Below are 25,024 nucleotides of genomic sequence, written 5' to 3'. Positions count from 1 at the left end.
GGACAACGAGGTTTTCCCTTCTCCCATCGGGAGAAGGTGGCGCGCAGCGCCGGAGGAGGGTACGTCGTGGCTGGCAGTGGCGATGCGCGAATTTCCACAGGACGGAGCGAAGCAATGATGGTGGAAGCGACGATAAAAGCTTTTGTGGAAGCCTCGATTTCTGCAGAGGAGTTTGAACGGAAGATTCAGTCATATGCGTCCTTCGAACGTCTTCTAAAGAATGAAGTTCAACTTCCTGCCTACATCCAGGAAGCTGATCTCTACACGCATCTGATCAGCCAGGACTACAGCCGGATCGGCTCTGTCTACAATGTTCAAAAACTACTTTGCAGCTTCTTGAAGAAACACGAGGTTGCGCATGTCTGTAGTGAAAAATATGGCGAGTTACTCGAGTTGACACTAAAAGTTCAGCCCAAATGGCTTGATCTTCCATCCTGGTACTTTTCCCTTGCTATCGAAGGTCAGGGCGATAGCAAGGGAAAGGAACTAGTGAGAATTTTAAAAGACAAGATCGCGCAGGATTTTCGTTTCTTGAAATCGGCGCCGAAGTGGCTGCAAGGCCCTGATTGGCCTATCGTTGAAGGACGGCCGTTGGTGTTTGTAGGGCAGATCGATATTGGCAGCCTCCGTCACGACACTGCGCAGCTATACATTTTCTATGATGATCACACTGGAGCATTCGTAAATTTCAGCCAGTCCTGCTAGAGGCTGCCGAGCTGGGCAATATCAGCGGCCAGCGAAAGTTTTCATGTCATGCGTACACGTGCAACGCATCCGACAGCAGACGAGCGCGTTGCATCTACGCATTGCGGTCGTAAATTGGACATGTAACCGTCACTACGAGCGTGCCGTTGTGCGCTGCCCGATGCATTCACAGCATCATCCGTGACACCCTGCGATCGAATCGAACGCAGAGCAACAGACGGCAGGATGCACAGAAAATGCGTCGGGCGAGCTCTACAACCCTGCTTGAGCAACAGTGCGACCGCCGCAGCTGGATTGATCCACATCAATGTCTGCGTCGCTGGACCCTGTCAGGCTGCCATCACCGGCGATGCTGCCAGTCACTTCGGAGATCACCATGTACAAACGTATCCTGATCGCCATCGATGCATCCGAGCTGTCGCATCGTGGTTTGTTCCAGGGTCTTGAACTGGCCAAGGCGACTGGCGGCAAGGTCGATATCGTCACCGTGTCCGAGCCGTGGGCAATGGGCATGTACGACGCGATGGGCTGGAGCGTGGGCTACGAGGCAAGTCCGGAGTACCGCAAGGAACGCGAAGCTGCCGCAGAGAAGATCCTGCGCCCGGCGCTGGAGCTGGCGGCTGCGGCCAATATCAAGGCCACGTCGCGCCACGTGCTGGACCGCTTCGCCGCCGAAGGCATCGTGCAGACCGCCAAGGAGTGCAACAGCGATCTGATCATCATGACCTCGCACGGCCGCCGTGGCATGCGCCGCATGCTGCTTGGTAGCCAGACGGTGGAGGTGCTCACGCACAGTTCGATCCCGGTGCTGGTGATCCGCTGATCGTTGGATGTTTTGCTGCGCCAGAGCAGATGCAAAGCGTCCTACGTTCCAAGTCGCACAATCCTCGTAGGAGCGCGCCTGAGCGCGACGGGGCGTTATCGGTAAAGCCTCATCGCGCTCATGCGCGCTCCTACGCGGATTGCGGCTTGCGAATTGGAGGTCAGCTTTCCATTGGTGCCGGCTGTGCAAGACGCCGTAGCGCTTCGGTATGCGCCAGCGTGGCGGACTGCACCGGCAGCGTGCCGGCGCGCACCGATGCGTGATCGCGCTGCGCATCCTCGCTCAGCTCGCGCATGAAGCGCCACACCGGCATGTAGTGTCCGCGGCGTGGCGAATGCGTCGGCGGCGCGGCGCGGCACTGGCGGCGCCAGTGCATCGGCGGCATGCCGAAACGCTGCTGGAAACAGCGTTGGAACTGCCGCTCCGATGCAAAGCCCATTTCGTACAGCAGCCAGGTCAGGCCGCACTCCGGGTAGGCCTGCAGATAACGGTACGCGGCGCACAGGCGCTGCTCGCGGATATAGCTGGCCACGCCCCCGCGCGACTGGAACAGCCGGTACAACGATGCACGCGACAGTCCGAACGCCTGCTGCAGGGACTCGGTACCGAGCTCGGCCTCGCCGATGTGCTGCTCGATGTAGGCCAGCAGATCGATCATCAGCGACGCATGCGCCTCCATGGTCGAGGACGCTTGCGGAACGATGGCGCTGTAGTAGCTGATGCTCATGCGGTACTGCCTGCGGCCCACCTCCGGGGCCTGTCCTTCGATCAACCGAAAAAAGCATCGCCAACCCATCACGTTTCTTTCATGAAGTCGGCCGCGCATCACGCATCGGCACGAGTGAGAGGATTTGCCGGTTGTGTGCAGGGGCATTCCTAGACTCGCCGCACTGCTGAAGGGGCGTCATCGCACGGCCTGTCGCTTGGGTCCGCGTGGTGCGGTAGTTGCGGGCAGGCCAGCAGCACCGGCGTCGCACGCAGGCTCCAGGCGATCGGCCGGGCCGGCGATATCCAGGCCACAAGACAGCGCACGTGCCCCGCACGTTGGCGCAACGGGCAAGCTCAATCGGAAATCAGGCATGGCCAGCCGTCAGAAGTTCATCGCCCGCAATCGGGCGCCATGCGTGCAGATCGAATACGACGCGGAGGTCTACGGCGCGCAGGAGAAGGTGCAGATTCCGTTCGTGATGGGCGTGATGTCGGACCTGTCCGGCGCCAATATGAGCTGCCGTCGCTGGACGATCGCAAGGCATTGCAGTCGCTGGTGTCAGCGGCCAAGCCTGCCTCCGAACCGGAAGGGGCCTGACGGAGCTGGACCAGGACAGCACGATGTTGCTACCCAGCAATTGGGACGCCTACCTGCCCATCGCCAGGTCCACCTGGTTCAATCGCAAGCTATTCGAGGCGGCCATGCGCTGAGCATAGGGCGGCCTGTGTCCTTGCGCGCAAGTAAGCGTTGTCAGATTGCGTCGCGCCGATAAGCGGTCGTGTGCGACCGAAATGGTGCTGGAATCGTCGGCCGCCAACGTGCTCACCGCAGATCACTGCACGCATTATCTCGAAGGCATTGTTGGACTTCGGGAGACTGAGCCGTTTTCCAGCCGCTCCCGAGTAAAGCGCAATGCATAGCTCGGTCAGTGAATCGTTGTTTTCTCAGTGATCGCTGGGTTGCTCGGCGGCCCATGCGCTGCCTGTGTAGCCGCCCTGTGTGCCTCAGCAATCAAGGCTTGCCTGATCATTTCTTGTTGGTAGGTCTTGGAGGCGCTTTCAGCCAACTGAGGTTCAACCTGCAATAAGTGATTATTGAGAAGGGCACGCTGTAGACAATACGCATCGTACAGAGGCGCATCACGCATCAGTGCTTCATGCATGACATTCCAATGCGACCTGGCAAGTTCCTGCACCAACGCGTCGTCCTGAAGATCGATCCTTTCAAAGCCTTCTAGACGTGGTTGTGCTGGAACCCAGGCGGGTATGGCGGGGGGGTTAGGCCACTGTTCATAGCCAAGAAAGCGCTGGGACCAGATGCCCAGCTTCATGAGGGCTAGTGAAAACGGAAGGGGCAAGATCACCAATATCATCCAGTAATTGCGCTCGATTGCCTCAACTTGTGTCGGGATGATGCTAGCCAATTGATCCAATAAAGCGTTGGCCAGTGCGATGCCGATGGTATGACAAATAGGATAGGCCAATGCTCGATGGAGCCAACGACGCCAACGGACACGATGCCCCAAGTTGGGCGCAGAACTGGGCTCCATAAAGAGCAGATAATTGATGAAAAGAAGTGCCAGAAAGAAAATGCCGACGGCTTTGGACAGTTCCATGTCGCTTGTTCTCTTTATCAGGGGGCGTCATCGTGACCAGGTAAGCACAGCTGCCCGAAGTTGCTGAAGAAAGGGCGTCGGGTCAGACGCGTCGGTCGTTGCAACGCTGCTGCTCCTAGCTTATCTACTGCTTCGCTGCAGGGGCACCAACGAGAATCGCCTCGGTCACGACCTCGAACAAGCGGCCGGACCGATCGGTATGCGATGGCTGTTCGCGAAGCCAGGCCAACGCGGCGATGAGGTCGAACAGTTCGTCTCCGTCGATGTCGGCACGCGCCTTGCCATCTGCCTGGGCTCGCGCCAGCAGTGCCGCGCCAGCGCAGCGTAGCCTGACGCAGGAGCCGTGCAGTGCGGAGGATTCGTCTTCGATGGCCGACATCATCGGCGCAAGGACGCCGCGCTGGCGGTGCGTGAAGTCGATGATGTCCTGCAGCCACAGCACCAATGCCCGGTCCGATGCGTCTGCGTGCTGCAAGTCATCGGCCTTGGTCGCCAGGTCTTCGAAGCTGCTGCGCAATAGCGCTTCCAGCAACGCCTCACGTGTGGGGAAGTGCCGGTACAAGGTGCCCAGCCCGACTCCGGCACGGCGGGCGATGTCGCGCAGCGATGCCTCCGCTCCTGATTCTGCGAGGGCTTGCCGCGCCACGTCCAGCAAGCGCTCATAGTTCTTTTGTGCGTCGGCTCTCATATCCACCCTGTACATTCGGAGCAGTGCTCCGTACATTCGGAGCACCGTTCCGTTAAGGGTATCGCATGCCAGCCACTGCAGAAAAGATCAAGACGATGAAAGCCATCCGTCAGACCGCATTCGGCGGGCCCGACGTGCTCCGCTACGAAGATTCGCCTATGCCTGCGCTGCAATCGGGCGAGGTGCTGATTCGGGTGCGCGCCGTCGGCTTGAATCCCCCCGACTGGTACCTGCGTGAGGGCTACAAGGCGCTGCCCGCGCAGTGGCGCCCGGCGGTGGATTTTCCGTTGATTCTGGGCACGGACGTGTCAGGCGTAATCGAAGCAGTCGCCGACGACGTCGAAGGGCTGTCGGTGGGCGAGGAGGTCTATGCGATGGTGCGCTTTCCGAGCGGATTGGCCGGAGGCAGCCGGGCGTATGCACAGTATGTGACCGCACCAGCGGGCGAGGTCGCCGTCAAACCGTCCGGGATCGATCATGCCCACGCTGCGGGTGCGCCCATGTCGCTGTTGACGGCCTGGCAGTTCATGGTCGAACAAGGGCATAACGCACCCAATCCGCTGCAACCGATGCCGCATGTGCCGGTGGAGCTGCACGGCAAGACCGTGGTGGTCAACGGTGCCGCCGGCGGCGTCGGTCACTTTGCAGTGCAGTTGGCGAAATGGAAGGGTGCACACGTGGTTGCGATCGCCTCAGGCAGACACGAAGCATTCGTGCGTGAGTTGGGCGCAGATGTATTCATCGATTACACCCGGGTAACGCCGGAAGATGCCATCAGCGAGGCAGATCTGGTCGTGGATGCCGTGGGCGGTCCGGCGACGGGGCGATTCCTCCACACGCTCAAACGTGGTGGAGCGCTGTTTCCAATCTTTCCGCTCGGATTCGATGGCCGGCAAGCCGCCGGCACCTTGGGTGTGAGCGTCTCCACCACCCAGGTCAGGTCCAGCGGCGCACAACTCGCTGCACTGGCCCCGCTATTACAGTCCGGTGCCGTGCGCGTAGCCATCGACAGCAGCTTCGATCTGTCGCAGGCGCGGCAGGCACACGAACGCGCCGCGCAAGGCCACATCCAGGGCAAGATTGTGATGACCGTTGAGTGATGGACGACCGCCAGGCACTCCTGCATACGAATGTTCTCAAGGCCGCTGTCGATGACCTGCTCAACAATCGCCAGCTGAGCGTGGAAGAGGCCATGGACCGGCACTTCAGCCCCGACTTTCGTCAATGTACCAACGGCCTTCGGGAAGACCGCGCTGCCGTGCGCGAACGCATCGTGCAGCTACGCGAAGATCTGCAGCACGCCACGTTTGTTGTACGCGACGAGTTTTGTTGCGGCAATCGCTACGCGCAGCGGCACACGATTGCCCTTGCGATGCGAGATGGCGCAGCGGCCGCGCTCGATGTCTACGTGTTCGCCGAGCGCGATGCCGATGGGCGGTTTCTGTGGATCGAGGAAGCGGTTCATTCAGTTGCAGTGGCATAAGCCAACCTGTCATGACGCCGAAGAGCAGCAACAAACACTGCAGCGCTCACCGCCAGGTACGCGCAGCCGGTGTGCAGTGCGGCATGTAACACGTGTATACCCAGATTCTGGGTGCGTCTTCCACACCCGCCTGATGACGGCCGTTGTGTGTTGTAGGCCGCTTGCCCGCGTCGAACTGAAAGCGCCCGGGAGTGGCCAACTCCGGGCGCTGTCGTCACGGCACCGGATGCAGGTTGCGTACGGAACTGACGCTCTCCAGTAGCGCAGCGAGGTGCAGGATGGTGGATTCCGCCTGCCACTTGCCGACGATCTGCACGTTGATCGGCAGACCTTCCCTGCTCGTGCCGAATCACATCGCAACGCCAGGCAGGCGGCGACATTGAGCGGCACGGTTGCGCCCTGGAGATAGGCGGCGTCCACGGTCTTGCCGTCGATGCTGAATTCGGCGACGCCGTTGGTCGCTGGTGCAATGGATCAGACAGAACCCTTGAGAGCTTCCTGCGAAGTTCCAGGCTTCTAATCATCTCCCAAGACCGCGTCGCTACGCTTCGATTCGCTTGATCCAACGCAAGCTGCAGCGGCGGCAGTAGCACCGCCGTAGCTTGTCAATCCGCGTGCCATACGCGTCGTATCGACGTCTGGGGAAATCCGATGAACCCGATCTCAGTCATAAGCTGTCTTGCGTTTGCCTTTGCGACGTTGAGTGCACCGACATTCGCCGCCGAACCAATCACCGGGAAATGGTTCACCGACAACCAGCAGGCCCTGGTGGAAATCCGGCCCTGTGGCGCGTCGCTCTGCGGCACCATCGTCAAGGTCTTGAGGAGCAAGCCCGGTAGTGCAAAGACCGATGTCTTCAATCCGGATCCGGGCAAGCGCAACAACCCGATGGAAGGCACGGTGATCCTCAGCGAACTGGTGGATGCCGGGAATCTGTGGAAAGGCAGGATCTACAACCCCGAATCCGGCAAGACCTACAACGCCAAGCTCACGCGCGGGGCGGATGGCTCCTTGAAGGTGGAGGGCTGCGTGGCCTTCATCTGCCAGGGGCCGACCTGGCAGCCCGCACCTTGATGGCTGCCTGATCCACGGCCCCACGCGCGTTTGCCAGGGACGGCGCAGGCGAGCTAAACCGTTTGGTTTTGAAATGCCTACCCGGTCGCCAATGCGGGATACTGCGCTTCCACGCAGGCGAGATGGACCGGATGTCCGAGCTGCCGATCACCGAGTTGTTGCAGGCCTGGCAGCGCGATGAGCCCGGCGCGGGCGATGCATTGGCGCGGCAGGTCTATGAGGTGCTGCGCGCCACCGCGTTGCGCGAGCTGCGGCGCGATGCGCGTGCCGGCCTGCAGGCGACCGAGGTGGTGCACGAGGCCTGGATGCGGCTGGAGCAGGGCCAGCAGGCGTTTCGCTCGCGCACGCATTTCTATGCGGTGGCGGCGCTGCAGATGCGCCATCTGCTGGTGGATCTGGCGCGCCAACATGCCAGCGCCAAGCGGCTGGGGCAGGCGGTGACCCTGACGATCAGCTTGTCCGACGGCGCGCCACGGCCGGAGGCGTTGATGGTGGTCGCCGATGCCTTCGACAAGCTGGCGCGGGTGGACGAGCGCAAGGCCAAGGCCTTCGCGCTGACCGAGCTGGTGGGTTTCAGCGTGGCCGAGGCAGCCGAGCAACTTGAAGTGTCGGTGCCGACGCTGGAGCGCGACCTGCGCTTCGCGCGGGTGTGGCTGGCGGCGCAGCTGTGAGCGGCGCCGCCACCTCCTGGCAGCGATTGGAGGCCTTGTTTCATCAGGCCTGTCTGCTGCCGGTGGAAGCGCGCGAGGCATTCGCGCGTGCGCAGGCCGACGACGATGCAGTGCTGCGCGATGAGTTGCTGGCGATGCTGGCAGTGGAATCGCAGGCCACGCTGCGCGTGCGTGCGCCGCTGCAACAGGCCGCCGCGGCACTGCGCGCGCCGCTGCCGGAACTGCCGGCCGGTACGCGCTTCGGTGCCTGGGCGATCGACCGCCTGATCGGCGCCGGCGGCATGGGCCAGGTCTATCTGGGCCATCGCGCCGACGGTGCCTACGAGCGCGAGGTGGCGATCAAGCTGGTGGCCGCCGAAGCCCTGGATGCGCAGGGCCGGGCCTTGTTTGAATTCGAATGCCGGCTGCTGGCGCAGATGGTGCACCCGGCGATCGCGCAGATCCACGACGTGGGCACCGATGCGCACGGCCGGCCGTATCTGGTGATGGAGTATCTGCGCGGCGAGCCGATCACCTGGTGGTCCGATGCGCACCTGCTGTCGCTGCAGGCGCGCGTGCTGCTGATGCTGCGGGTGGGCGAGGCAGTGCAGCACGCCCACCAGAAAGGCGTGATCCATCGCGATCTCAAACCGAGCAACGTGCTGGTCAGCGCGGTCGATGGGCGGCCGATGCCGGGCGTGATCGATTTCGGCATCGCCGTCGATGCGTCCAACCCCGGCATGACCTCCGCGCACGGTCGCGGCACCCCCGGCTACATGAGCCCGGAACAGGCGCGCGGCGCGCCGGAGGTGGACGCACGCAGCGACATCTATGCGCTGGGTGCGATGTTCTACGAACTGAGTTGCGGGCTGGCCCCGGTGGCAGACCGTGACGGCGTGCCGCAGCCGCCATCGCAGCGGGTGGCGGCAGTGCCGGCGGATGCGCGCGCGCGCATCTGCGCGGCCCGTGCGACCACCCACGGCAAGCTGCAGGATCAGCTGCGCGATGGCCTGGATGCGATCGTGCTGCGCGCGCTGGCGCCGGAACCGGGCGCGCGCTACGCGTCGGTGTCGGCCTTGCTGGACGATCTGCACCGTTGGCTGGATGGTTATCCGCCACGTGCGTTGCAGGCCGGCAGCTGGTTGCGGCTACGCAAGTTCACCCAGCGCCATCGCAGCGGCGTGCTGGCTGCTGCACTTGTTTCGATCGCGCTGGTTGCCGGCCTGGGTGCAACACTGTGGTCGCTGCAACACGCTGCGCGCGATGCGCAGCGCGCGCAGGTCACCGGCGACTTCATGAGTTCGGTGCTGTCCAGCGTGGACCCGGGCATTGCGCAGGATCTGGACAAGACGCTGATGCTGCGCGTGCTGCAGCAGGCCTCGCAGCGTGCCGCGCGTGAGTTGGCCGAGCAGCCGGATGCTCGTACGCAGGTGGAGCTGACCCTGGGCCGCACGCTGATCGCGCTGGGCGATTATCCGCAGGCGGTGCTGCATCTGCGCATCGCCCAGACATTGGCGCGGCAGCACACGGGCGCAGCCAGCGTGCCGGCCCTGAAAGCGGCCTGCATGCTTGGCCAGGCGCTCACCGGCGCCGGCAAGGCGAACGAGGCCGAACAGACGCTACGCCAGGGCATGGCGCTGGCCGCAGGCGGCAACGCAGAACAGCAGGCGCTGGGCAACGAGATGCGCGCGCGCTTGGCCTGGGCGTTGCGCGACCAGGGCCGCATGGCCGATGCCATGGCAGAGAGCCGGCATGCCTATGTCGCCGCGTTGGCCAACGGCGCCACCACTGCGGATCAACGCATCGATGCCGGCAATGTCTATGCCGGCCTGCTGGCCGACGTCGGCCAGCTGCTGCCGGCGATCGCCCTGCAGCGCAGCCTGCTGCGCGAGCGTATCGCCATGCGCGGGCCGGAGCACCCGCTGGTGCTGTCGATGCGCAACAGCCTGGCGGTGTTCCTGCTGATGCAACGCGACTTTGCCGCTGCCGAAACCGAACTGGCCTCGTTGCTGCGCCTCACCCGCAAGCTCTACGGCGACAACGCCGCCGACACCTTGATGGTGGAAAGCAACCTGGCCCACGCATTGCGGCAGCAGGGCAAGCTGGCCGACGCCGGCCCGCATTACCGCGCAGTCCTGGAGCGCGCGCGCACCCTGTTCGGCGACGATGCGCCGGCCACCATCGGCTATCGCAGCAACCATGCGTTGTGGCTCTTGGACAGTGGTCAGCTGAATGCCTCGCTGGCCGAACAGCGCGCATCGCTGGCGTCGTCCATGCGGGTGCTGGGCCGCGCGCATCCACAGACCGCCGAGATCCTGCGCGGCCTGTCCGAAGCCGAGCGCAGGCTCGGCCAGATGGCCGCCGCGCGCGACCACGCGCAGCAGGCATTGCAGATTCTGACCGGCATCTACGGCGATGCCGAACAACCCTTGCGCGCCGCACGCCAGACTTTGGCGCTGGTCGCCCCGGCCAAGGCGCTTACCGCAACCTCCAGCGCAGAAACCATGGAGTCGGTGGCGCAACGCTAGATGAAGTATCGGGCCGGCCAAGTGCCGCCGGCCGACAGCTGCCGCAGGGCGCCAGCACACGCAATCCCTGTCGCCATGCGGCGGTGTACTGAAACTACCGGGCAATCTCGCCCGGCACTAGGCTGATGTCACCGAAACCAGCGCCGCAAGACCCGCAAGGCTTACGCTCTACGATTCCCGATTCCCGATTCCCGATTCCCGAATCACCAGCTATACAGCTTCCAATACACCTTGTTGACCTTGTCCTTCTCCGCATCGGTATGCCCGTCGTGATCGCGGTCGTACAGGAAGTAGGGCGCACCGCGTGCAGGCGTCACCCGCACCATTTCCAGCTGGCCATTGACCCGGTACTCGTCGACCTTGTCGCCGTTGCCCATGGTCTTGCTGGTGACATCCGCACCGGCCGGCACATCGCCGACCGCGCCGCTGGTGGCGCAGCCGCCGAGCAGCAGTAACGGCAGCAGCAAAAGACTCGCTCTCTTCATCGTCGTCATCCGTTCTAGGTCGTCGGCAAGTATGCGCCGGCACGGTGTGGCGTGAGCGTGCAGCGTAGAATTGGCGCATGAGCAGATTAGTCCTGATCGACGGGTCCAGTTACCTGTATCGCGCGTTCCACGCGCTTCCGCCGCTGACCAATGCCCAGGGCGAGCCCACCGGTGCCTTGTTCGGCGTGGTCAACATGCTGCGCGCCACCCTGAAGGAACGCCCTGCCTATGTCGCGTTCGTGGTGGACGCGCCGGGCAAGACCTTCCGTGATGACTTGTATGCCGACTACAAGGCCAACCGCCCGTCGATGCCCGACGACCTGCGCGCGCAGGTGCAGCCGATGTGCGACATCGTGCATGCGCTGGGCATCGACATCCTGCGCATCGACGGCGTGGAAGCCGACGACGTGATCGGCACGCTGGCCCTGCAGGCCGCCGCCGACGGCCTGAGCGTGACCATCTCCACCGGCGACAAGGACTTTGCCCAGCTGGTGCGTCCGGGCATCGAACTGGTCAACACCATGAGCGGCAGCCGCATGGATTCGGACGAGGCGGTGATCGCCAAGTTCGGCGTGCGCCCCGACCAGATCGTCGACCTGCTGGCGCTGATGGGCGACACCGTGGACAACGTGCCCGGCGTGGAGAAGTGCGGCCCCAAGACCGCCGCCAAATGGCTGGCCGAATACGACTCGCTCGATGGCGTGATCGCCAACGCCGACAAGATCAAGGGCAAGATCGGCGACAACCTGCGCGCCGCGCTGCCGCGGCTGCCGCTCAACCGCGAACTGGTCACCATCAAGACCGACGTGACCCTGGCCAGCGGCCCGCGCGCGCTGGACCTGCGCGAGCCCAACGCCGAAACGCTGGCGGTGCTGTACGCACGCTACGGATTCACCCAGGCACTGCGCGAACTCGGCGGTGCAGCTGCCCAGGCCGGCCTGCTGACCGAGCCGATGCCGTTGGGAGCCGCCGCCGCCAGCGCCCGCACCGAACCCGGCCGCGCGCGCGGCACCGGCTTCGTGTCCGGCCCGGTCAGCGCTCCGGTGGACCTGGACCCCGCGTTGTCGGCGCCCGGCCAGTACGACACCATCCTGACCCAGGAGCAGCTCGACAGCTGGATCGCGCGCCTGCGCGCCGCCGGCCAGTTCGCCTTCGATACCGAAACCGACAGCCTGGACCCACTGCAGGCCGACCTGATCGGCCTGAGCGTGGCGGCCGAGCCCGGCCAGGCGGCGTATCTGCCGTTCGGCCACAACTTCCCCGGCGCCCCGGCCCAGCTCGACCGTGCCCAGGCGCTGGCGCAGCTGGCGCCGCTGCTCACCGACCCTGCGGTGCGCAAGCTCGGCCAGCACGGCAAGTACGACCTGCACGTGATGCGTCGCCACGGCATCGCCCTGGCCGGCTACAGCGACGACACCCTGCTGGAGAGCTTCGTGCTCAATTCCGGCAGCGCCCGCCACGACATGGACAGCCTGGCCAAGCGCTACCTGGGCTACGACACGGTCAAGTACGAGGACGTCTGCGGCAAGGGCGCCAAGCAGATCCCGTTCGCCCAGATCAGCCTGGACGACGCTACCCGCTACGCCGCCGAAGATGCCGACATCACCCTGCGCCTGCACCAGGTGCTCGGCCCCAGGCTGGCCGCCGAGCCGGGCCTGGAGCAGGTCTACCGCGAGATCGAGATGCCGCTGGTGGAAGTGCTGGCGCGCATCGAAGCCAACGGCGTGTGCGTGGACGCGGCCGAACTACGCCGCCAGAGCGCGGACCTGTCCAAGCGCATGCTCGCCGCCCAGCAGAAGGCCACCGAGCTGGCCGGGCGCAGCTTCAACCTGGATTCGCCCAAGCAGCTGCAGGCGCTGCTGTTCGACGAGCTCAAGCTGCCCGCCGTGGTCAAGACGCCCAAGGGCCAGCCTTCGACCAACGAAGAGGCGCTGGAAGCCATCGCCGACCAGCACGAGCTGCCGCGGGTGATCCTGGAATACCGCGGCCTGACCAAGCTGCGCAGCACTTACACCGACAAGCTGCCGGAAATGATCCACCCGCAGTCCGGGCGCGTGCACACCAGCTACCACCAGGCCGGCGCGGCCACCGGGCGGCTGTCCTCGTCCGATCCGAACCTGCAGAACATCCCGATCCGCACCGAAGACGGCCGCCGCATCCGCCGCGCCTTCGTCGCCCCGGCCGGGCGCAAGCTGATCGCCTGCGATTACTCGCAGATCGAACTGCGCATCATGGCGCACCTGTCCGGCGACCCGGGCCTGGTCGGTGCGTTCGAGTCCGGCGCCGACGTGCACCGCGCCACCGCCGCCGAGGTGTTCGGCCGCACCATCGACACCGTCAGCGCCGACGAGCGCCGCGCCGCCAAGGCGATCAACTTCGGCCTGATGTACGGCATGAGCGCGTTTGGTCTTGCCCGGCAGCTCGGCATCGGCCGCGGCGAGGCGCAGGACTACATCGCGCTGTACTTCAGCCGCTACCCGGGCGTACGCGACTTCATGGAAACCACCCGCCAGCAGGCGCGCGACAAGGGTTACGTGGAGACGGTGTTCGGCCGCCGGCTGTATCTGGACTTCATCAACGCCGGCAGCCAGGGCCAGCGCGCCGGCGCCGAGCGTGCCGCCATCAACGCACCGATGCAGGGCACCGCGGCCGACATCATCAAGCGCGCCATGGTCAGCGTGGACGGCTGGATCGCCGACCACGCCGAGCGTGCGCTGATGATCCTGCAGGTGCACGACGAACTGGTATTCGAAGCCCAGACCGATTTCGTCGACACGCTGCTGAGCGAGGTGACCACGCGCATGTCGGCCGCGGCCGAATTACGCGTGCCGCTGGTGGTCGATTCCGGGGTTGGCGATAACTGGGATGAGGCGCACTGACGCAGCAGATAAGGCAGATATGCTGAATGCGCAGACCAGACATAATACGAATCGAGCCTGCGCCGATGGAATGAATAACCGCTAAATTCTACATATTTTTAACAGTTATCTTCACGATCCATCAATGTAGAAAATGGTGTTATATCCCTCGACGGGCGCAACGCCTGTCGGCAGATCTCTCCCATCCCCTGGAGCAGATCTCGGAACGGAAACTACTCCCCAAGTTTCCGTTCCCTGGCCCCGCCGACCTCCCCCTGGTCTGCGGGGCTTTTTATTTCTGGCCTGCAATTATTTTGCTACGCAACACAACCGGTTCATCGTATTGCACGATTCACCGGCGGCGCTGGAAATCACAAATTTAAATAGGCCGAATAAACTCGATCAATCAACACAGCGTTTCATTGGCGCTGTGTTTTTTTAATTGACCGATTCAACCGAGCCAATCGCGTGGGACCAGATAGTCCATCAGCCGTGCCTCGGCGCTACCCGGTTCCGGCGTGAAGCCGTATTCCCAGCGTACCCGCGGGGGCAGGCTCATCAGGATGCTTTCGGCACGCCCGCCACTTTGCAGGCCGAACAACGTGCCGCGGTCGTAGACCAGGTTGAATTCCACGTAGCGGCCGCGGCGGTAGAGCTGGAACTCGCGCTCACGCTCGCCGTAGGGCGTGTCCTTGCGGCGCTCAACGATCGGCAGGTAGGCATGCAGGAAGCCGTCGCCAACCGCGCGCTGGTAGGCGAAGTCGCGTTCGAAATCCTGCCCCAGGTCGTCGAAGAACAGCCCGCCCACGCCACGCGTCTCGTTGCGGTGACGCAGGAAGAAGTACTCGTCGCACCAGCGCTTGTGCGCGGCATAGCGCTCCTCGCCGAATGGCGCGCACAGCGCCTGCGCGGTGCGGTGCCAGTGCAGCACGTCCTCGTCCACCGGATAGAACGGGGTCAGATCGAAGCCGCCACCGAACCAGGCCGCCACTACCTCGCCATCGCGCTCGGCACGGAAGTAGCGCACATTGGCGTGGGTGGTGGGGATGTGCGGGTTGTGCGGGTGGAACACCAGCGACACGCCGCAGGCGCGCCACGTCGCCCCTGCCAGCTCTGGCCGGTGCGCACTGGCCGAAGGCGGCAGGCGCGAGCCGGACACATCCGAAAACCCGATGCCGGCCTGCTCGAACACCGCGCCATCGCGCAGGATGCGGGTGCGCCCGCCACCGCCTTCCTCGCGTTGCCAAAGGTCTTCGGCAAAACGCGCGCTACCATCGATGGCTTCCACGGCAGCGCAGATACGGTCCTGCAGGCCGGTCAAATAATCGCGTACACGGTCGAATTCGTTCATGCCACGATTCTAAGCGGTGCATCGCGCTTCATGCAGTCGGGCAAACGCGCCCGTTTGTCGCAGGGCGAGGCGCTGCGTCGTGTAGGCATCGGGTGCTCGACCAGTCAGGCTTTGCCGGGTCGTCCCACGCCCGGATTCATATGCCGGTTGTTTTTGGCAGGGATTGGGCGGTGTGGGCGAGGCAGAAGCAGCAGAAGGAGCGGAAGCGGAAGCAGGGCATGCGATCGGCGGTCAGGCTGCAGGGTCCTTGCCCGCCCACCCTCGCAGGACACGCCGCAAGTACGTCCATGTAGGCTCTTACGCGGCATCCATGCCGCGTAAGGTCCCGCGACGGTGAGCGGGCAAGGACCCGTCGGGGTGGTCGGTTCGCATGGTTTTCAACAAACAGCATGCAACCGGTGCGGTGTCCTCGCCGCGTCCTCGCCGCTGTGAGTTTGCTGCAGGGCCCTTGCCCGCCCACCACCGCGGGACACGCCGCAAGTACGTCCTTGTAGGCTCTTACGCGGCATCCATGCCGCGTAAGGTCCCGCGACGGTGAGCGGGCAAGGACCTGTCGAGATGGTCGGTGTGCATGGTTTTCAACAAAACAGCCCGCAACCGGTGCGATGTCCTTACCGGTTCCGGGACCCTTGGCGGCATGGATGCCGCCAAGGAGCCTCCACAGACGGATTCACGGCGTGCCCCGGACGTGATGAGGGCATCGCGTCCTCGACTCACCGAACCTTTGATTCAAGCCTCGTGCCGTGTTTAACCGTCGCCACGGCTCAAGATCTCGATTCCCTCATGCGTTGCGCCCGCGCGAGGCGGCAAATTCGGCGCGCACCGCGGGCGTGCACAACCGCCATGCCAGTGCTGCGTGGAGACAGCCGATTGCCAGCACGCCCAGGCCTGTCAGCAGCAACGCCGCCTGGCGGGTCGCCTGCAGGCGTGCCTGCATCTGCGGCCACTCGGGGCTGTGCACGACATCGGCAGGCAGCATCGCCTGCACGCCCTCGAACAGCGGCCCGATCAAGGCCAGGCCACCGACATTGAGCAGTGCGGTCACCAGCAACACCGCCACGAACCCGACCCGCGCCCACTCGCGTCGCTGCAGCAAGGCCCAGCTCAACCATGCGAAGGCCACCGACAGCACCACGCCTACGACGGACAACGACAACGCATGATCGATCAGCCACTGCAACGAGGCAGGTAGGATGATTCCTTCGGGCAAGCCCAGCGCCGCCGCGTCGGGCATCAGCACGATCATCATGATCTGCAGCAGGTTGGACATCGCGCTGACGACACCCAGCAGCAGGGACACCCATGCCAGCGGCGTGACGAAGCCGCCGCGCGGTCGAGGGCGCGGCGTCGGCGCGCTCATTGCAGCGATGCGATATGGGCAGCCACGGCGGCCTGGCCATCCGGATCCAGGGCCGGCTGCAGTTGCGCGTACCAACCGGGCAGGGCGTCGGCCGGCAGGCACTGGCGCAACAACGGTGTGCTGCGCTCCAGGAAGGCCTCAAAGAAGGGCAGACCGCGCACGTAGAGGAAGTGGCTGTCGGTGATCGACATGCCGGCGTACGCCTCGCGCAACCACTCCAGATGCGGCAACGCGTGCGCGCCGTGACCGGCGCGGGTCAGCGCGGTGAGGAAGCTGGTGCGTGCGGTGGCCGGCGAGGTGGAGCGCTCCTGCGCATTCAGATCGTCGAAGGTCAGCAGCCACTGTTCGCCACGATCGATCTCGTTGCACATCACCGAGGTCGTCGCCAACTGCAATGCGTTGTGCGCGGTAGGCTCCAGTTCGTACAGCGCCAGCCAGTGCGGATACGCCTCGCGGTAGCGGTCCAGCGCGCTCAATGCCAACGCGCAAAGACGTTGTGCGTCGGCACCCAGGTGCAGCTGCGCTTGCGCAGCGTTGTAGGCGCCCAGCTGATCGCCGCGCTGGAACAGGCTCAGTGCGGGCTGCAGTGCCGGGTCGATCTGGACCTCGGTATCGGTGTCATCGGCTGCAGCTGCCGGCGCTGCGGTCGGTTCGGCTCGGGGCGTCTTCGCCGCCGGGGTCTTGCGTCCAAACAAACGGTCCCACAGGCCCATCGCGATTACCTTCTGCGCGCCGCGAATCGGAAACCGCTGCGGTGCCGGCGGCGCTCCGGTCGGGCGGCGGGCCGGCAGAGGGGAGCGCGATGCGCCAGCGATCTGCCGATCCTGCGCCAAGCTTAGGGCCAGTTGCGTACGTGGAGGTGAGTGCCGGGCAGGGTGACGCATGGCGACGGGTGACGCAGTAGCGCATCACGCGTGCAACCTGGGCGATCTGTCGCTTGCTGCAGCATGGGGATGCTGGCGCTGCGCGCCATGTCATCGGCCGGGCGGTGCAGCACGCATCGCCCGGCCGCAGCGGCATGGCTTACGGCTTTACCTGCTCATTGAACAGCTTGAGGATGCGCTTGTATTCGTCCAGCCACGAATCGGCACGCGTAAAGCCGTGGCGTTCCAGCGGATACGGCGCCACCTGCCAGTTGTCCTTGTGCAGCTCCATCAACTTCTGGGTCATGTCGACCGAGTCCTTGAAGAACACGTTGTCGTCGATCATGCCGTGCGCGATCAGCAGATGGTCGCGCAGTCCGTCGGCGTAGTTGATCGGCGATGAGGTCTTGTAGGCCTCGGGATCGAGCTCGGGCGTGTTGAGGATGTTGGAGGTGTACTCGTGGTTGTACTGCATCCAGTCGCCGACCGGACGCAGCGCCGCGCCGGCCTTGAAGGTGCCGGGGCTGCGGAACAGCGCCATGTAGGTCATGAAGCCGCCGTACGAGCCGCCGTAGATGCCGGCACGCGCGCGGTCGCCCTGCTTCTGCGTCACCAGCCACTCCAGCCCGTCCAGATAGTCTTCCAGCTCCGGGTGGCCCATGTTGCGGTAGATCGCGGTGCGCCAGTCGCGGCCATAGCCTTCCGAGGCGCGGTAGTCCAGGTCCAGCACGATGTAGCCCTGCTGCACCAGCAGGTTGTGGAACATCTGCTCGCGGAAATACGGCGTGTAGCGCTGCGAGACGTTCTGCAGATAGCCTGCGCCGTGCACGAACATCACGATCGGATACTGCTTGCCAGGCTCGGGGTTCTGCGGCCCGTAGTACTTGCCCCAGACCGTGCCGGCGCCATGCTTGGACGGTACCTGCACATACTGCGGTGCGATCCACGGCTGCGCCTTGAACGCGGGCGTGCGGGTGTCGGTCAGCAGCGTGGCCTGGCCGCCTGCGGCCGGCACCACCGCCAGCTGCGGTGGCAGGTAGCTGCCTGAGTAACGCACCAGCAGTTGCTGCCCGTTCGGCGACAGGCTGAAGCCTTCCACGCCATTCAACGCAGTGACTTCGCTGAGCTGGTCGCTGCGCATATCCAGCTTGCACACCTCGTAATCGCCCGGCCATTTCTGGTTGCACAGGAAGAACATGCTGCTGCCGTCGGCGCTGGGCACCGGCATCGACACTTCCCACTTGCCGCGCGTGCGCTGGCGCGGCTTGCCGTTGCCTTCCACGGTGTACAGCTGCGAATAGCCGGATTCTTCCGACAGCAGCCACAGCGTGCGGTTGTCGGGCAGCCAGCCGAAATCGTTGAAGTCCCAGTTGATCCAGGCGCTGTCGCTCAGGCGATGCCGCGGCTGCAACGTGGCGTTGGCCAGGTCGACGCTGGCGATCCAGCGGTCCTTGTTGTCCACCGCGCGAATCTCCACCGCCACGTTGCGCCCGTCGTCGCTCCAGTGCACCGCCGGCCCGCTGCCGTCGCCGTCGCTTTCCACACGGACGGCGCGGTTGCCCTTGAGCGCGTCGCGCTTGGCGGCCTTGCGCAGCGCGGCCAGCGGGTCGGTGGCGATACCCGGCAGGGTGTCGAAGGACAGCGGTCTTGCAGTGCCGGCGCTGACATCGACCAACCACAGCGCATGCGCCACCGGTGCGTTGCGACCGACGCGGGTGCGCACTTCCTGGAATTCCTCGTAACCGGATTCGGTCACGTACTTGGGCATCTTGCCGGCCTGGCCCTCTTCGGCACTCTTGGCCTGGGTGACCACCAGCAGGTGGCGGCCGTCCGGCGACAACGCGCTGTCGACGATCTCCACCTCATCGCCCAGGTACACCGGCGCTGCCGCACGCGTGGCATCGGCGCGGCGCCAGGCGTCTTCCTGGGTGCGTAACGCATCGCGCTGCTCACGGTCGCGCCGCAGCGTGGCCAGCGTGGCCAGCTGCTGCTCGCGCAACACGTCGGCTTTGGGCGCAGCGTTGGGATCGCGCTCGGCCTTGACCACTGCAACCTGCGCAGTGCCACCGTCGGCGCGCCAGTGGTACCAGTTGTTGCCCGCGCGCCAGATCGCGCCGCCATCGCTGGCAAATTGCGGCCGCGATTCGACCTCGTTGCTGCGGGTCAGCTGGGTCAGCGCGCCGGAGCGCAAATCGCGCAGGAAGATGTCGCCATTGCGCGCGAACAGCATGCGCTGGCGGGTCGCGTCGTAGCTCGGGTTATCCGCATCCAGGCCGGCGCGTGCGTTGTCGGCCACGCGTTCGGCGCTGCCGCCGCCGGCGCTCTGGCGATAGGTGTCGCGCACCGGGGAACCGTCGCGCTTGAGCAGGTATTGCACCTGTTTGCCGTCCCACTGCCACCAGGCCTGATCCACCGACGGCCCGATCCAGTCCGGATCGGCCATCACCTGTTCGATGGTGAGCGGTGTGGCGGATTGCGCATGCGCGGTGACAGCCAGCAACAACAAGGACAGCGGCAACAATCTGGGCATCGGTAACAACTGGACGCAACGAGGAGCGGACAAGCCTAGCAGCTCGCTTCCGCCGGGGGCTTGGGCCACAGGTCATGTGCGCGTGGGGGCGAGTGCGTTATCGAACAGGCAAGGCATGGACGAGTGGCGGACGCGACCATAAGCAGTACGTACGTTGGCCCGCAGGGTGCGTACGCGCTTGATGGCCAATGCACTCCAGCTGCAATGCGTAGCTGCAATGAGTTGGAATGTGCTTCGCGGACGGGCCTCGCCGAGGTTCCAGACCGCGGCCCTCGTGGCGCAGCCGGAAACCTCCCGACTTGCCAGCAGGGCAGGTGGCGGCCAAGCTAGCGCGCTTTTGCGATTGCCGGTTCCCATGTCCAGCCTGCCTGTTCCTGCCGTTTCCCACCCGATGGCCGTCGGCGCGCCCGGCCGGCCGCTGGCCTGGCGCGCGGGGCAGTCGGTTGATCTGGCCACCTTCATTGCACACGTGCATGGCCTGGCGCAGCAATTGCCGGACGGTCGCCACGCGGTGAATCTGTGCGAAGACCGCTATCGCTTCATGGTCGCGTTCTATGCGTGCGCATTGCGCGGGCAGGTGTCGCTGCTGCCGTCCTCGCGCGCGCCGGCCGTGGTCGGCGAAGTGCAGGCGCGGCATGCCGATGCCTACTGCCTGGGCGATCTGGCACTGGAGCTGGCACCGCCGCGCTATTGGCAGCTGCCGGCCGAGTTGCCGCAGGCCGCAGGCCCGATTCCGCAGCTGGCCGACGATGCCCTGGTGGCCATCGGCTTCACTTCCGGCAGCACCGGCAGCCCGCAGCCCAACCCCAAGACCTGGGGCAGCTTCCTGACCAGTACGCGTCAGGATCTGGTCGCGCTGGAAAGCCTGTGGGCGCACACCGATGCGGTGCCACACGTGGTCGCTACGGTGCCGCCGCAACATATGTACGGCATGGAATTGTCGGTGCTGCTGCCGATGGTGACCGAGCTTGCGGTGCATGCGGGCCGCCCGTTCTTTCCGGACGATGTGGCGCGCGCGCTGTCGGACATTCCTGCCCCGCGCGTGCTGGTGACCACGCCGGTGCACCTGCGCGCGCTGGTCGAATCCGGCGTGGCGTTGCCGCCGCTGGTCGGCATCGTCTCGGCCACCGCGCCGTTGGCGCAGGAGGTGGCCGCGGCCGCCGAAGCGCGGTTTGGCGGCGAGGTGCGCGAGATGTTCGGTTCCACTGAAACCTGCGTGTTCGCGGTGCGCCGCACCGCGCTGGAGGCGGCGTGGACACCGCTGCCCGGTGTGCGTCTGGAAACGCAGGCGGCAGGCACCTTGGTGCACGCACCGCATCTGGCCACGCCGGTGCTGCTGGCCGACATGATGGACGTGGCTGCCGACGGCACCTTCCAGGTGCGTGGCCGGCAGGCCGATCTGCTGGAAATCGCCGGCAAGCGCGCCTCGCTGGCCGATCTGACCCGTCGCCTGCTGGCCATCCCCGGCGTCGTCGACGGCACCATCGTGCAGCTCGCACCCGAGCCCGGTCAGGCGGTCGGCCGCATCGCCGCACTGGTGGTCGCCCCGACCCTGGACGAAGCGCAGATACTCGCCGCCCTGCGCGTCAGCGTCGACCCGGTGTTCCTGCCGCGCCGCCTGCGCAAACTCGCCGCCCTGCCACGCAACGAAACCGGCAAGCTGCCACGCGATGTGGTGCTGGGTTTGCTCAACGGCTGAGTGATACTGGCCGGACACCAGGGAGGCGTAGCCGCATGCACAAGGGATCTGCAGGCAGATTGGTACTGATCAGTGTGGCGGTCGTGTTGGCGATTGCGGCGATGTATCTGGCGTGGCTGCGATGGCATCGCCTTGATCAGGCAGTTGAGCCGGGTCCTGTGCATGCAGCCAATGCGGTCATGCCGGCCGGACAAGCCAGGCCTGCCGTTGCTTCGGCGCCTCTACCGCCAGCTGATACGCCGCTCCGCCAGATCTTCAACGACCTCAGTCGTCGCGCTGAGCAAGGTGATCCAGCTGCCGCATGCCGTCTGGCCATTGAGCTTGATCGCTGCGATGCGGTCCAGCAGCAACTTGCCACTTATGACGAGTTGGTGTGGCGCGCGCAGCGTGCCCATGAGCGAAAGGTCGTAACCACGAATGCGACCACCGACTTTGATGCATGGAACAAGATGTTGGATGGCATGGCGACGGGTCTGATCAAAGCCGCAGATCGTTGCGAAGGTGTCAGGCAGGTTTCCGTGGCCGAGCGGGTCGCGTTGTGGCGACAAGGTGCGCTTGGTGGCAATCCAGGCGCGCTTGCGCACTATGCGGTCGGTAACGCGTTTCGGCGTCGCGACACGCTGGAGCTGCTGCCGGAATTGCAGCGCTATCGAAAAGAAGCGGAATCGATGGCGCTGCAGGCAGCCGCGCGAGGAGACCTGCAAACCTCCCTGGCCTTGGCGGCGGCTTATTCGCCGCGCCGCGATACCGGTGAGCGCTTTTTCCTGGCGCAGGTGGTCCAGACGGATTTGGCCCGATCTTTGGCGCTGTATCGGCGCGGCAGCCAGCAGCTGCCGGCAACTGCTGGCCCGCGATCTCGCGAGGCGATAGACGACAATATCGCCTGGTTGCAGGAGCACGCGACAGCCAGCGATCTCGCAAGAGCCGACGGGTTTGGCAATGAGTGGGCGCGGCAGTGGTCTGCTACGCCAAAGTCAGGATCAGCCACATTGATGGTGAACGAAAACGGTGGTGTGGGCGATATCGAGCCGGCGCAGTGCGCTCAATGACTCACCCATGCACCCCATCGATCTCCACCGCCAGCTCGTCGCGGCAGATCACTGCGTGCAGCAGCAGACGCGGCACCGCATCGCCGAAGCGGGCGTCCAGCGCCTGCGCCACCTTGGGCAGATCATCTTGCTCGCGCACGTAGACCTTCAGGCGGGTGCCGGCGCCGAACTGGGCGGGCAGGGCGGGGGCATGCTGGCGGGCGGCGCCGAGCAGGGCGTCGAAGTTGGCGAAGGTCTCTTCCAGCTGCGCCAGCAACTGGCCGGTGTGCATCGAGGCATGCCCGACCACGGCGGCGGTGCCCGATAGCAGCAGCGGTATGTCTCTGCCGGCCGGCGGCAGCATGGCGCGCGCGAAACTCGGCGGCTGCGGACCGTATTGGCGCGGGTAGTTGTAGGCGCTGACCTGGCGCGGATTTTCCAGCGGGGTGCCGGCGTCGCTGGCGGCCAGCCAGTAGATCTGGATGATGCGCTCGGCATCGCAGCGTCCCACCGCGGTGGCGGCCGGCAATTGCGCATTGTCGAAGGCGCCCAGGCCGCGCGCACGGCCCACGCAGAACTGCCGGTAGCGTTCGCGGTCGCCACTGCCCAGGGTGATGGCGTCCAGATAGTTCCAGATACGCAGCAGGCGCGGGGTCTGGCTGCGGGTGACGAAGGCGGTGATTTCCGCATAGGCCTTGGCGGCGGCGGCTTCGATATCGACATCCTGCTCGTCGATTTCGATCACGCCGAACTGCAGGCGGCCGTCGCTGGCCCAGGCGATGTTGCCATCGCGGCCGCTGTGCACCGCCGCATCGCTGCGCCACACCTCCAGCACGTCGGCCTGATACGGCTGCAGCGGCACGCGCAGGTAGCGTGGGTCGTCCAGGCGCGGCGCCGCCGTGCCGAAGCCGAACACGGCCAGCACCTGCGGATCGGCCAGCAGTGCAGACGGGTCGGTCTGATCGACATAGTCGACCTGCAGGCGGGGATGGCGCACGGTGTGCGTGGTCTGGGCCTGGGAAGCGGTCATCGCATATCTCGTTGTTGCGTGTCGCGTTGCAAGGTGTCGCCGTCGAAGCCGAGCGTGGCCTGACGTCGGCGTTGGCGCCAGGACTGCCAGGCGCGCGGCATCATCGACAAGGTGGTCAGGGCATAGATGGCGCGGAACGCGCGCAGACGCAGGCGCACCCTGGGGCTGTCGAACACATCGCCGGCCAGCATCGCCACCACCGCTTCCTCGATCTGCCAGGTGTTCTGCGGTTGCGCGAACAGGGCGCGCATGGTCGGCGAGGTGAAGCGGTAGATGAACCACTTGAACTCGTCCACGCCGCGCTTGAGTTCGCGCTGCAAGGCGCGCTGCAGTTTCGCCTCGTGCTGCGGCATGCGCAGGGCCTGGTCCACCATCGCCGCGCCGCGCTCGGCGCTGTGCATGGCCAGGAACACGCCCGACGAAAACATCGGGTCGACGAAGGTGTAGGCATCGCCCAGCATCAACCAGCGTGGGCCGGACATGCGCGTGCATTCGTAGGCGTAATTGCCGGTGGCATGCACCGGGGCCACGCGTTCGGCGCCGAGCATGCGCGCGTTGAGCTCGGCATTGAGCGCAAGCGTGCGCATGAAGAAGCCTTCGCTGTCGCCTTTGCGGGTCTTCATGTATTCCGGATAGCAGACCGCGCCCACGCTCATGATGTCGTCCGGCAACGGGATCAGCCACATCCAGCCATGCGCGTGGCGGTAGATGCTGATGTTGCCGGCATCTTCGCCCGGTCGGCGCGTCACGCCGCGGAAGTGGCTGAACAATGCGGCCGATTGATGCCTGGCATTGGCGCGCTTGAGCTTGAAGCGGTTGCCCAGGAAGGTGTCGCGGCCGCTGGCATCGAGCAGATAGCGCGGGCGGAACTGCTGCACACCCGCCACGCCTTGCGCCTGCAGTACCGGCTGCTGCCCGTCGAACTCCACCGCTTCGACCTTGACCTGATCGCGCGCATCCACGCCCACCGCCCGCGCGCGCTCGAACAGCACCTGGTCGAACTGCGCACGCGGCACCTGGAAGGCGAAATCGGCCTTGGCATCCAGCGCATGCGAGAAGCGGAAGGTGTTGTAGCCGCCGCTGTCGTTGGGAAAGTCCGCACCGCGCTTGAGCACGCCGATGCTGCGCACCTCTTCCAACACGCCCAGGCGTTCGAGAATCGGCATGTTCATCGGCAGCAGCGACTCGCCGATATGGAAGCGCGGATGCTGCGCCTTCTCCAGCAAGGTCACCTGCCAGCCCTGCTGGGCCAGGACGATGGCGGCCGCGCAGCCTGCCGGCCCGCCGCCGATGATCAGGACATCCGGGCACTCGGGTCCGGGAGCCGGCCCGGCTGCCGGCTTGGCGGTCGGGGTAGGGCCAACAGCGGTGGAAGTCATCCTGGAACGAACCTGCAGCGGGCGAGCGTCATGCAGTCATGATAGCCTGACCGGCGGCCCGGACAGGTATGCCGGCCGCCGAATCGCTGTTGCATAACCATCGACACCCTCGACAATGCGGCCGCAAGGCCGGCGTGGCGAGCGCTCGGAATCGGCCGGCACGGCA

General features: G+C 65.1%; 19 protein-coding genes and 2 pseudogenes. 11 read left to right on the top strand and 10 right to left on the bottom strand.

Translation table 11 applies throughout. The features are described from left to right. Positions 1-66 precede the first annotated feature (66 nt). Together KHN93_RS20350 and KHN93_RS20345 are read left to right on the top strand one after the other, a co-directional pair. Complete coding sequence (locus KHN93_RS20350; RefSeq protein ID WP_146092563.1) at positions 67-705, top strand: hypothetical protein; 639 nt, start codon at positions 67-69, stop codon at positions 703-705. 376 nt (positions 706-1,081) lie between these two features. Beyond that, positions 1,082-1,528, top strand: coding sequence for a universal stress protein (locus KHN93_RS20345; protein WP_024937550.1), 447 nt, complete (start codon positions 1,082-1,084; stop codon positions 1,526-1,528). Between the two features lie 160 nt (positions 1,529-1,688). Here the strand turns inward: KHN93_RS20345 and tagK are convergent. Continuing rightward, positions 1,689-2,319 (bottom strand): annotated as a pseudogene (gene tagK / locus KHN93_RS20340) (transcriptional regulator TagK). A gap of 288 nt (positions 2,320-2,607) precedes the next feature. On the opposite strand from tagK, the pseudogene KHN93_RS20335 reads away from it, so the two are divergent. After that, positions 2,608-2,786, top strand: a pseudogene (locus KHN93_RS20335) (type VI secretion system contractile sheath small subunit); the annotation flags it as partial. Positions 2,787-3,162: 376 nt separating this feature from the next. On the opposite strand, the gene KHN93_RS20330 reads toward KHN93_RS20335, so the two are convergent. Together KHN93_RS20330 and KHN93_RS20325 are read right to left on the bottom strand one after the other, a co-directional pair. Further along, on the bottom strand, positions 3,163-3,852 hold the full coding sequence (locus KHN93_RS20330; protein WP_016902737.1) for a hypothetical protein: 690 nt from the start codon (positions 3,850-3,852) through the stop codon (positions 3,163-3,165). A 124-nt stretch (positions 3,853-3,976) separates the two neighbouring features. Further along, the gene (locus KHN93_RS20325; protein ID WP_244812159.1) at positions 3,977-4,576 is read right to left on the bottom strand and encodes a TetR/AcrR family transcriptional regulator; all 600 of its coding nucleotides are present in this window, start codon (positions 4,574-4,576) and stop codon (positions 3,977-3,979) included. 59 nt (positions 4,577-4,635) lie between these two features. On the opposite strand from KHN93_RS20325, the gene KHN93_RS20320 reads away from it, so the two are divergent. The 5 genes from KHN93_RS20320 (at position 4,636) to KHN93_RS20300 (ending at position 10,275) form a co-directional block, all read left to right on the top strand. Beyond that, on the top strand, positions 4,636-5,640 hold the full coding sequence (locus tag KHN93_RS20320) for an NADP-dependent oxidoreductase (protein WP_244812158.1): 1,005 nt from the start codon (positions 4,636-4,638) through the stop codon (positions 5,638-5,640). Beyond that, entirely contained in the window at positions 5,640-6,023 is a 384-nt protein-coding gene (locus KHN93_RS20315; protein WP_016902740.1) for a hypothetical protein, read from the top strand. Before KHN93_RS20320 ends, KHN93_RS20315 begins: the two co-directional genes overlap by 1 nt. Before the next feature lie 699 nt (positions 6,024-6,722). Beyond that, positions 6,723-7,097, top strand: coding sequence for a DUF2147 domain-containing protein (locus tag KHN93_RS20310; RefSeq protein WP_104560359.1), 375 nt, complete (start codon positions 6,723-6,725; stop codon positions 7,095-7,097). 131 nt (positions 7,098-7,228) lie between these two features. Then, positions 7,229-7,768 carry an ECF-type sigma factor EcfK gene (gene ecfK / locus KHN93_RS20305; protein ID WP_026064380.1) on the top strand — a complete coding sequence of 180 codons (540 nt, stop codon included), beginning with the start codon at positions 7,229-7,231 and terminating at the stop codon, positions 7,766-7,768. Then, entirely contained in the window at positions 7,747-10,275 is a 2,529-nt protein-coding gene (locus KHN93_RS20300; RefSeq protein WP_211921220.1) for a serine/threonine-protein kinase, read from the top strand. Before ecfK ends, KHN93_RS20300 begins: the two co-directional genes overlap by 22 nt. Before the next feature lie 203 nt (positions 10,276-10,478). On the opposite strand, the gene KHN93_RS20295 is transcribed toward KHN93_RS20300, so the two are convergent. Continuing rightward, complete coding sequence (locus KHN93_RS20295; protein ID WP_039515413.1) at positions 10,479-10,760, bottom strand: DUF2782 domain-containing protein; 282 nt, start codon at positions 10,758-10,760, stop codon at positions 10,479-10,481. A 77-nt stretch (positions 10,761-10,837) separates the two neighbouring features. Between KHN93_RS20295 and polA the strand changes: the two genes are divergently transcribed. Beyond that, positions 10,838-13,639: a DNA polymerase I gene (gene polA, locus KHN93_RS20290; RefSeq protein ID WP_104560363.1), complete on the top strand. Its 2,802-nt coding sequence runs from the start codon at positions 10,838-10,840 to the stop codon at positions 13,637-13,639. 430 nt (positions 13,640-14,069) lie between these two features. On the opposite strand, the gene hemF is transcribed toward polA, so the two are convergent. From hemF to KHN93_RS20270, 4 genes are all read right to left on the bottom strand, one after another. Next, positions 14,070-14,969, bottom strand: coding sequence for an oxygen-dependent coproporphyrinogen oxidase (gene hemF, locus KHN93_RS20285; protein ID WP_104560365.1), 900 nt, complete (start codon positions 14,967-14,969; stop codon positions 14,070-14,072). 781 nt (positions 14,970-15,750) lie between these two features. Continuing rightward, complete coding sequence (locus KHN93_RS20280; RefSeq protein ID WP_104560367.1) at positions 15,751-16,329, bottom strand: hypothetical protein; 579 nt, start codon at positions 16,327-16,329, stop codon at positions 15,751-15,753. Further along, complete coding sequence (locus KHN93_RS20275) at positions 16,326-17,042, bottom strand: hypothetical protein (protein ID WP_104560369.1); 717 nt, start codon at positions 17,040-17,042, stop codon at positions 16,326-16,328. The genes KHN93_RS20280 and KHN93_RS20275 overlap by 4 nt, the downstream gene beginning before the upstream one ends. A 310-nt stretch (positions 17,043-17,352) precedes the next feature. Next, positions 17,353-19,713 (bottom strand): S9 family peptidase, encoded by a 2,361-nt coding sequence (locus KHN93_RS20270; protein WP_212579688.1) that lies wholly within the window; start codon positions 19,711-19,713, stop codon positions 17,353-17,355. 364 nt (positions 19,714-20,077) lie between these two features. Here KHN93_RS20270 and KHN93_RS20265 point away from each other — a divergent pair, with 364 nt between their 5' ends. Beyond that, complete coding sequence (locus tag KHN93_RS20265) at positions 20,078-21,421, top strand: AMP-binding protein (RefSeq protein WP_026064401.1); 1,344 nt, start codon at positions 20,078-20,080, stop codon at positions 21,419-21,421. Between the two features lie 35 nt (positions 21,422-21,456). Beyond that, complete coding sequence (locus KHN93_RS20260) at positions 21,457-22,470, top strand: hypothetical protein (RefSeq protein ID WP_211921218.1); 1,014 nt, start codon at positions 21,457-21,459, stop codon at positions 22,468-22,470. A gap of 1 nt (position 22,471) precedes the next feature. Here the strand turns inward: KHN93_RS20260 and KHN93_RS20255 are convergent, their stop codons facing one another. Together KHN93_RS20255 and KHN93_RS20250 are read right to left on the bottom strand one after the other, a co-directional pair. Further along, complete coding sequence (locus KHN93_RS20255) at positions 22,472-23,479, bottom strand: chorismate transformation FkbO/Hyg5 family protein (RefSeq protein WP_211921216.1); 1,008 nt, start codon at positions 23,477-23,479, stop codon at positions 22,472-22,474. Continuing rightward, the gene (locus KHN93_RS20250; RefSeq protein WP_211921213.1) at positions 23,476-24,858 is read right to left on the bottom strand and encodes an NAD(P)/FAD-dependent oxidoreductase; all 1,383 of its coding nucleotides are present in this window, start codon (positions 24,856-24,858) and stop codon (positions 23,476-23,478) included. The genes KHN93_RS20255 and KHN93_RS20250 overlap by 4 nt, the downstream gene beginning before the upstream one ends. Between the last annotated feature and the right edge of the window lie 166 nt (positions 24,859-25,024).

The organism is Xanthomonas arboricola pv. juglandis (genome assembly GCF_905367715.1).
Taxonomy (GTDB): domain Bacteria; phylum Pseudomonadota; class Gammaproteobacteria; order Xanthomonadales; family Xanthomonadaceae; genus Xanthomonas; species Xanthomonas arboricola.
Note: the sequence above shows the minus strand (reverse complement) of the source record. Positions and strands in the feature narration are given on the sequence as shown.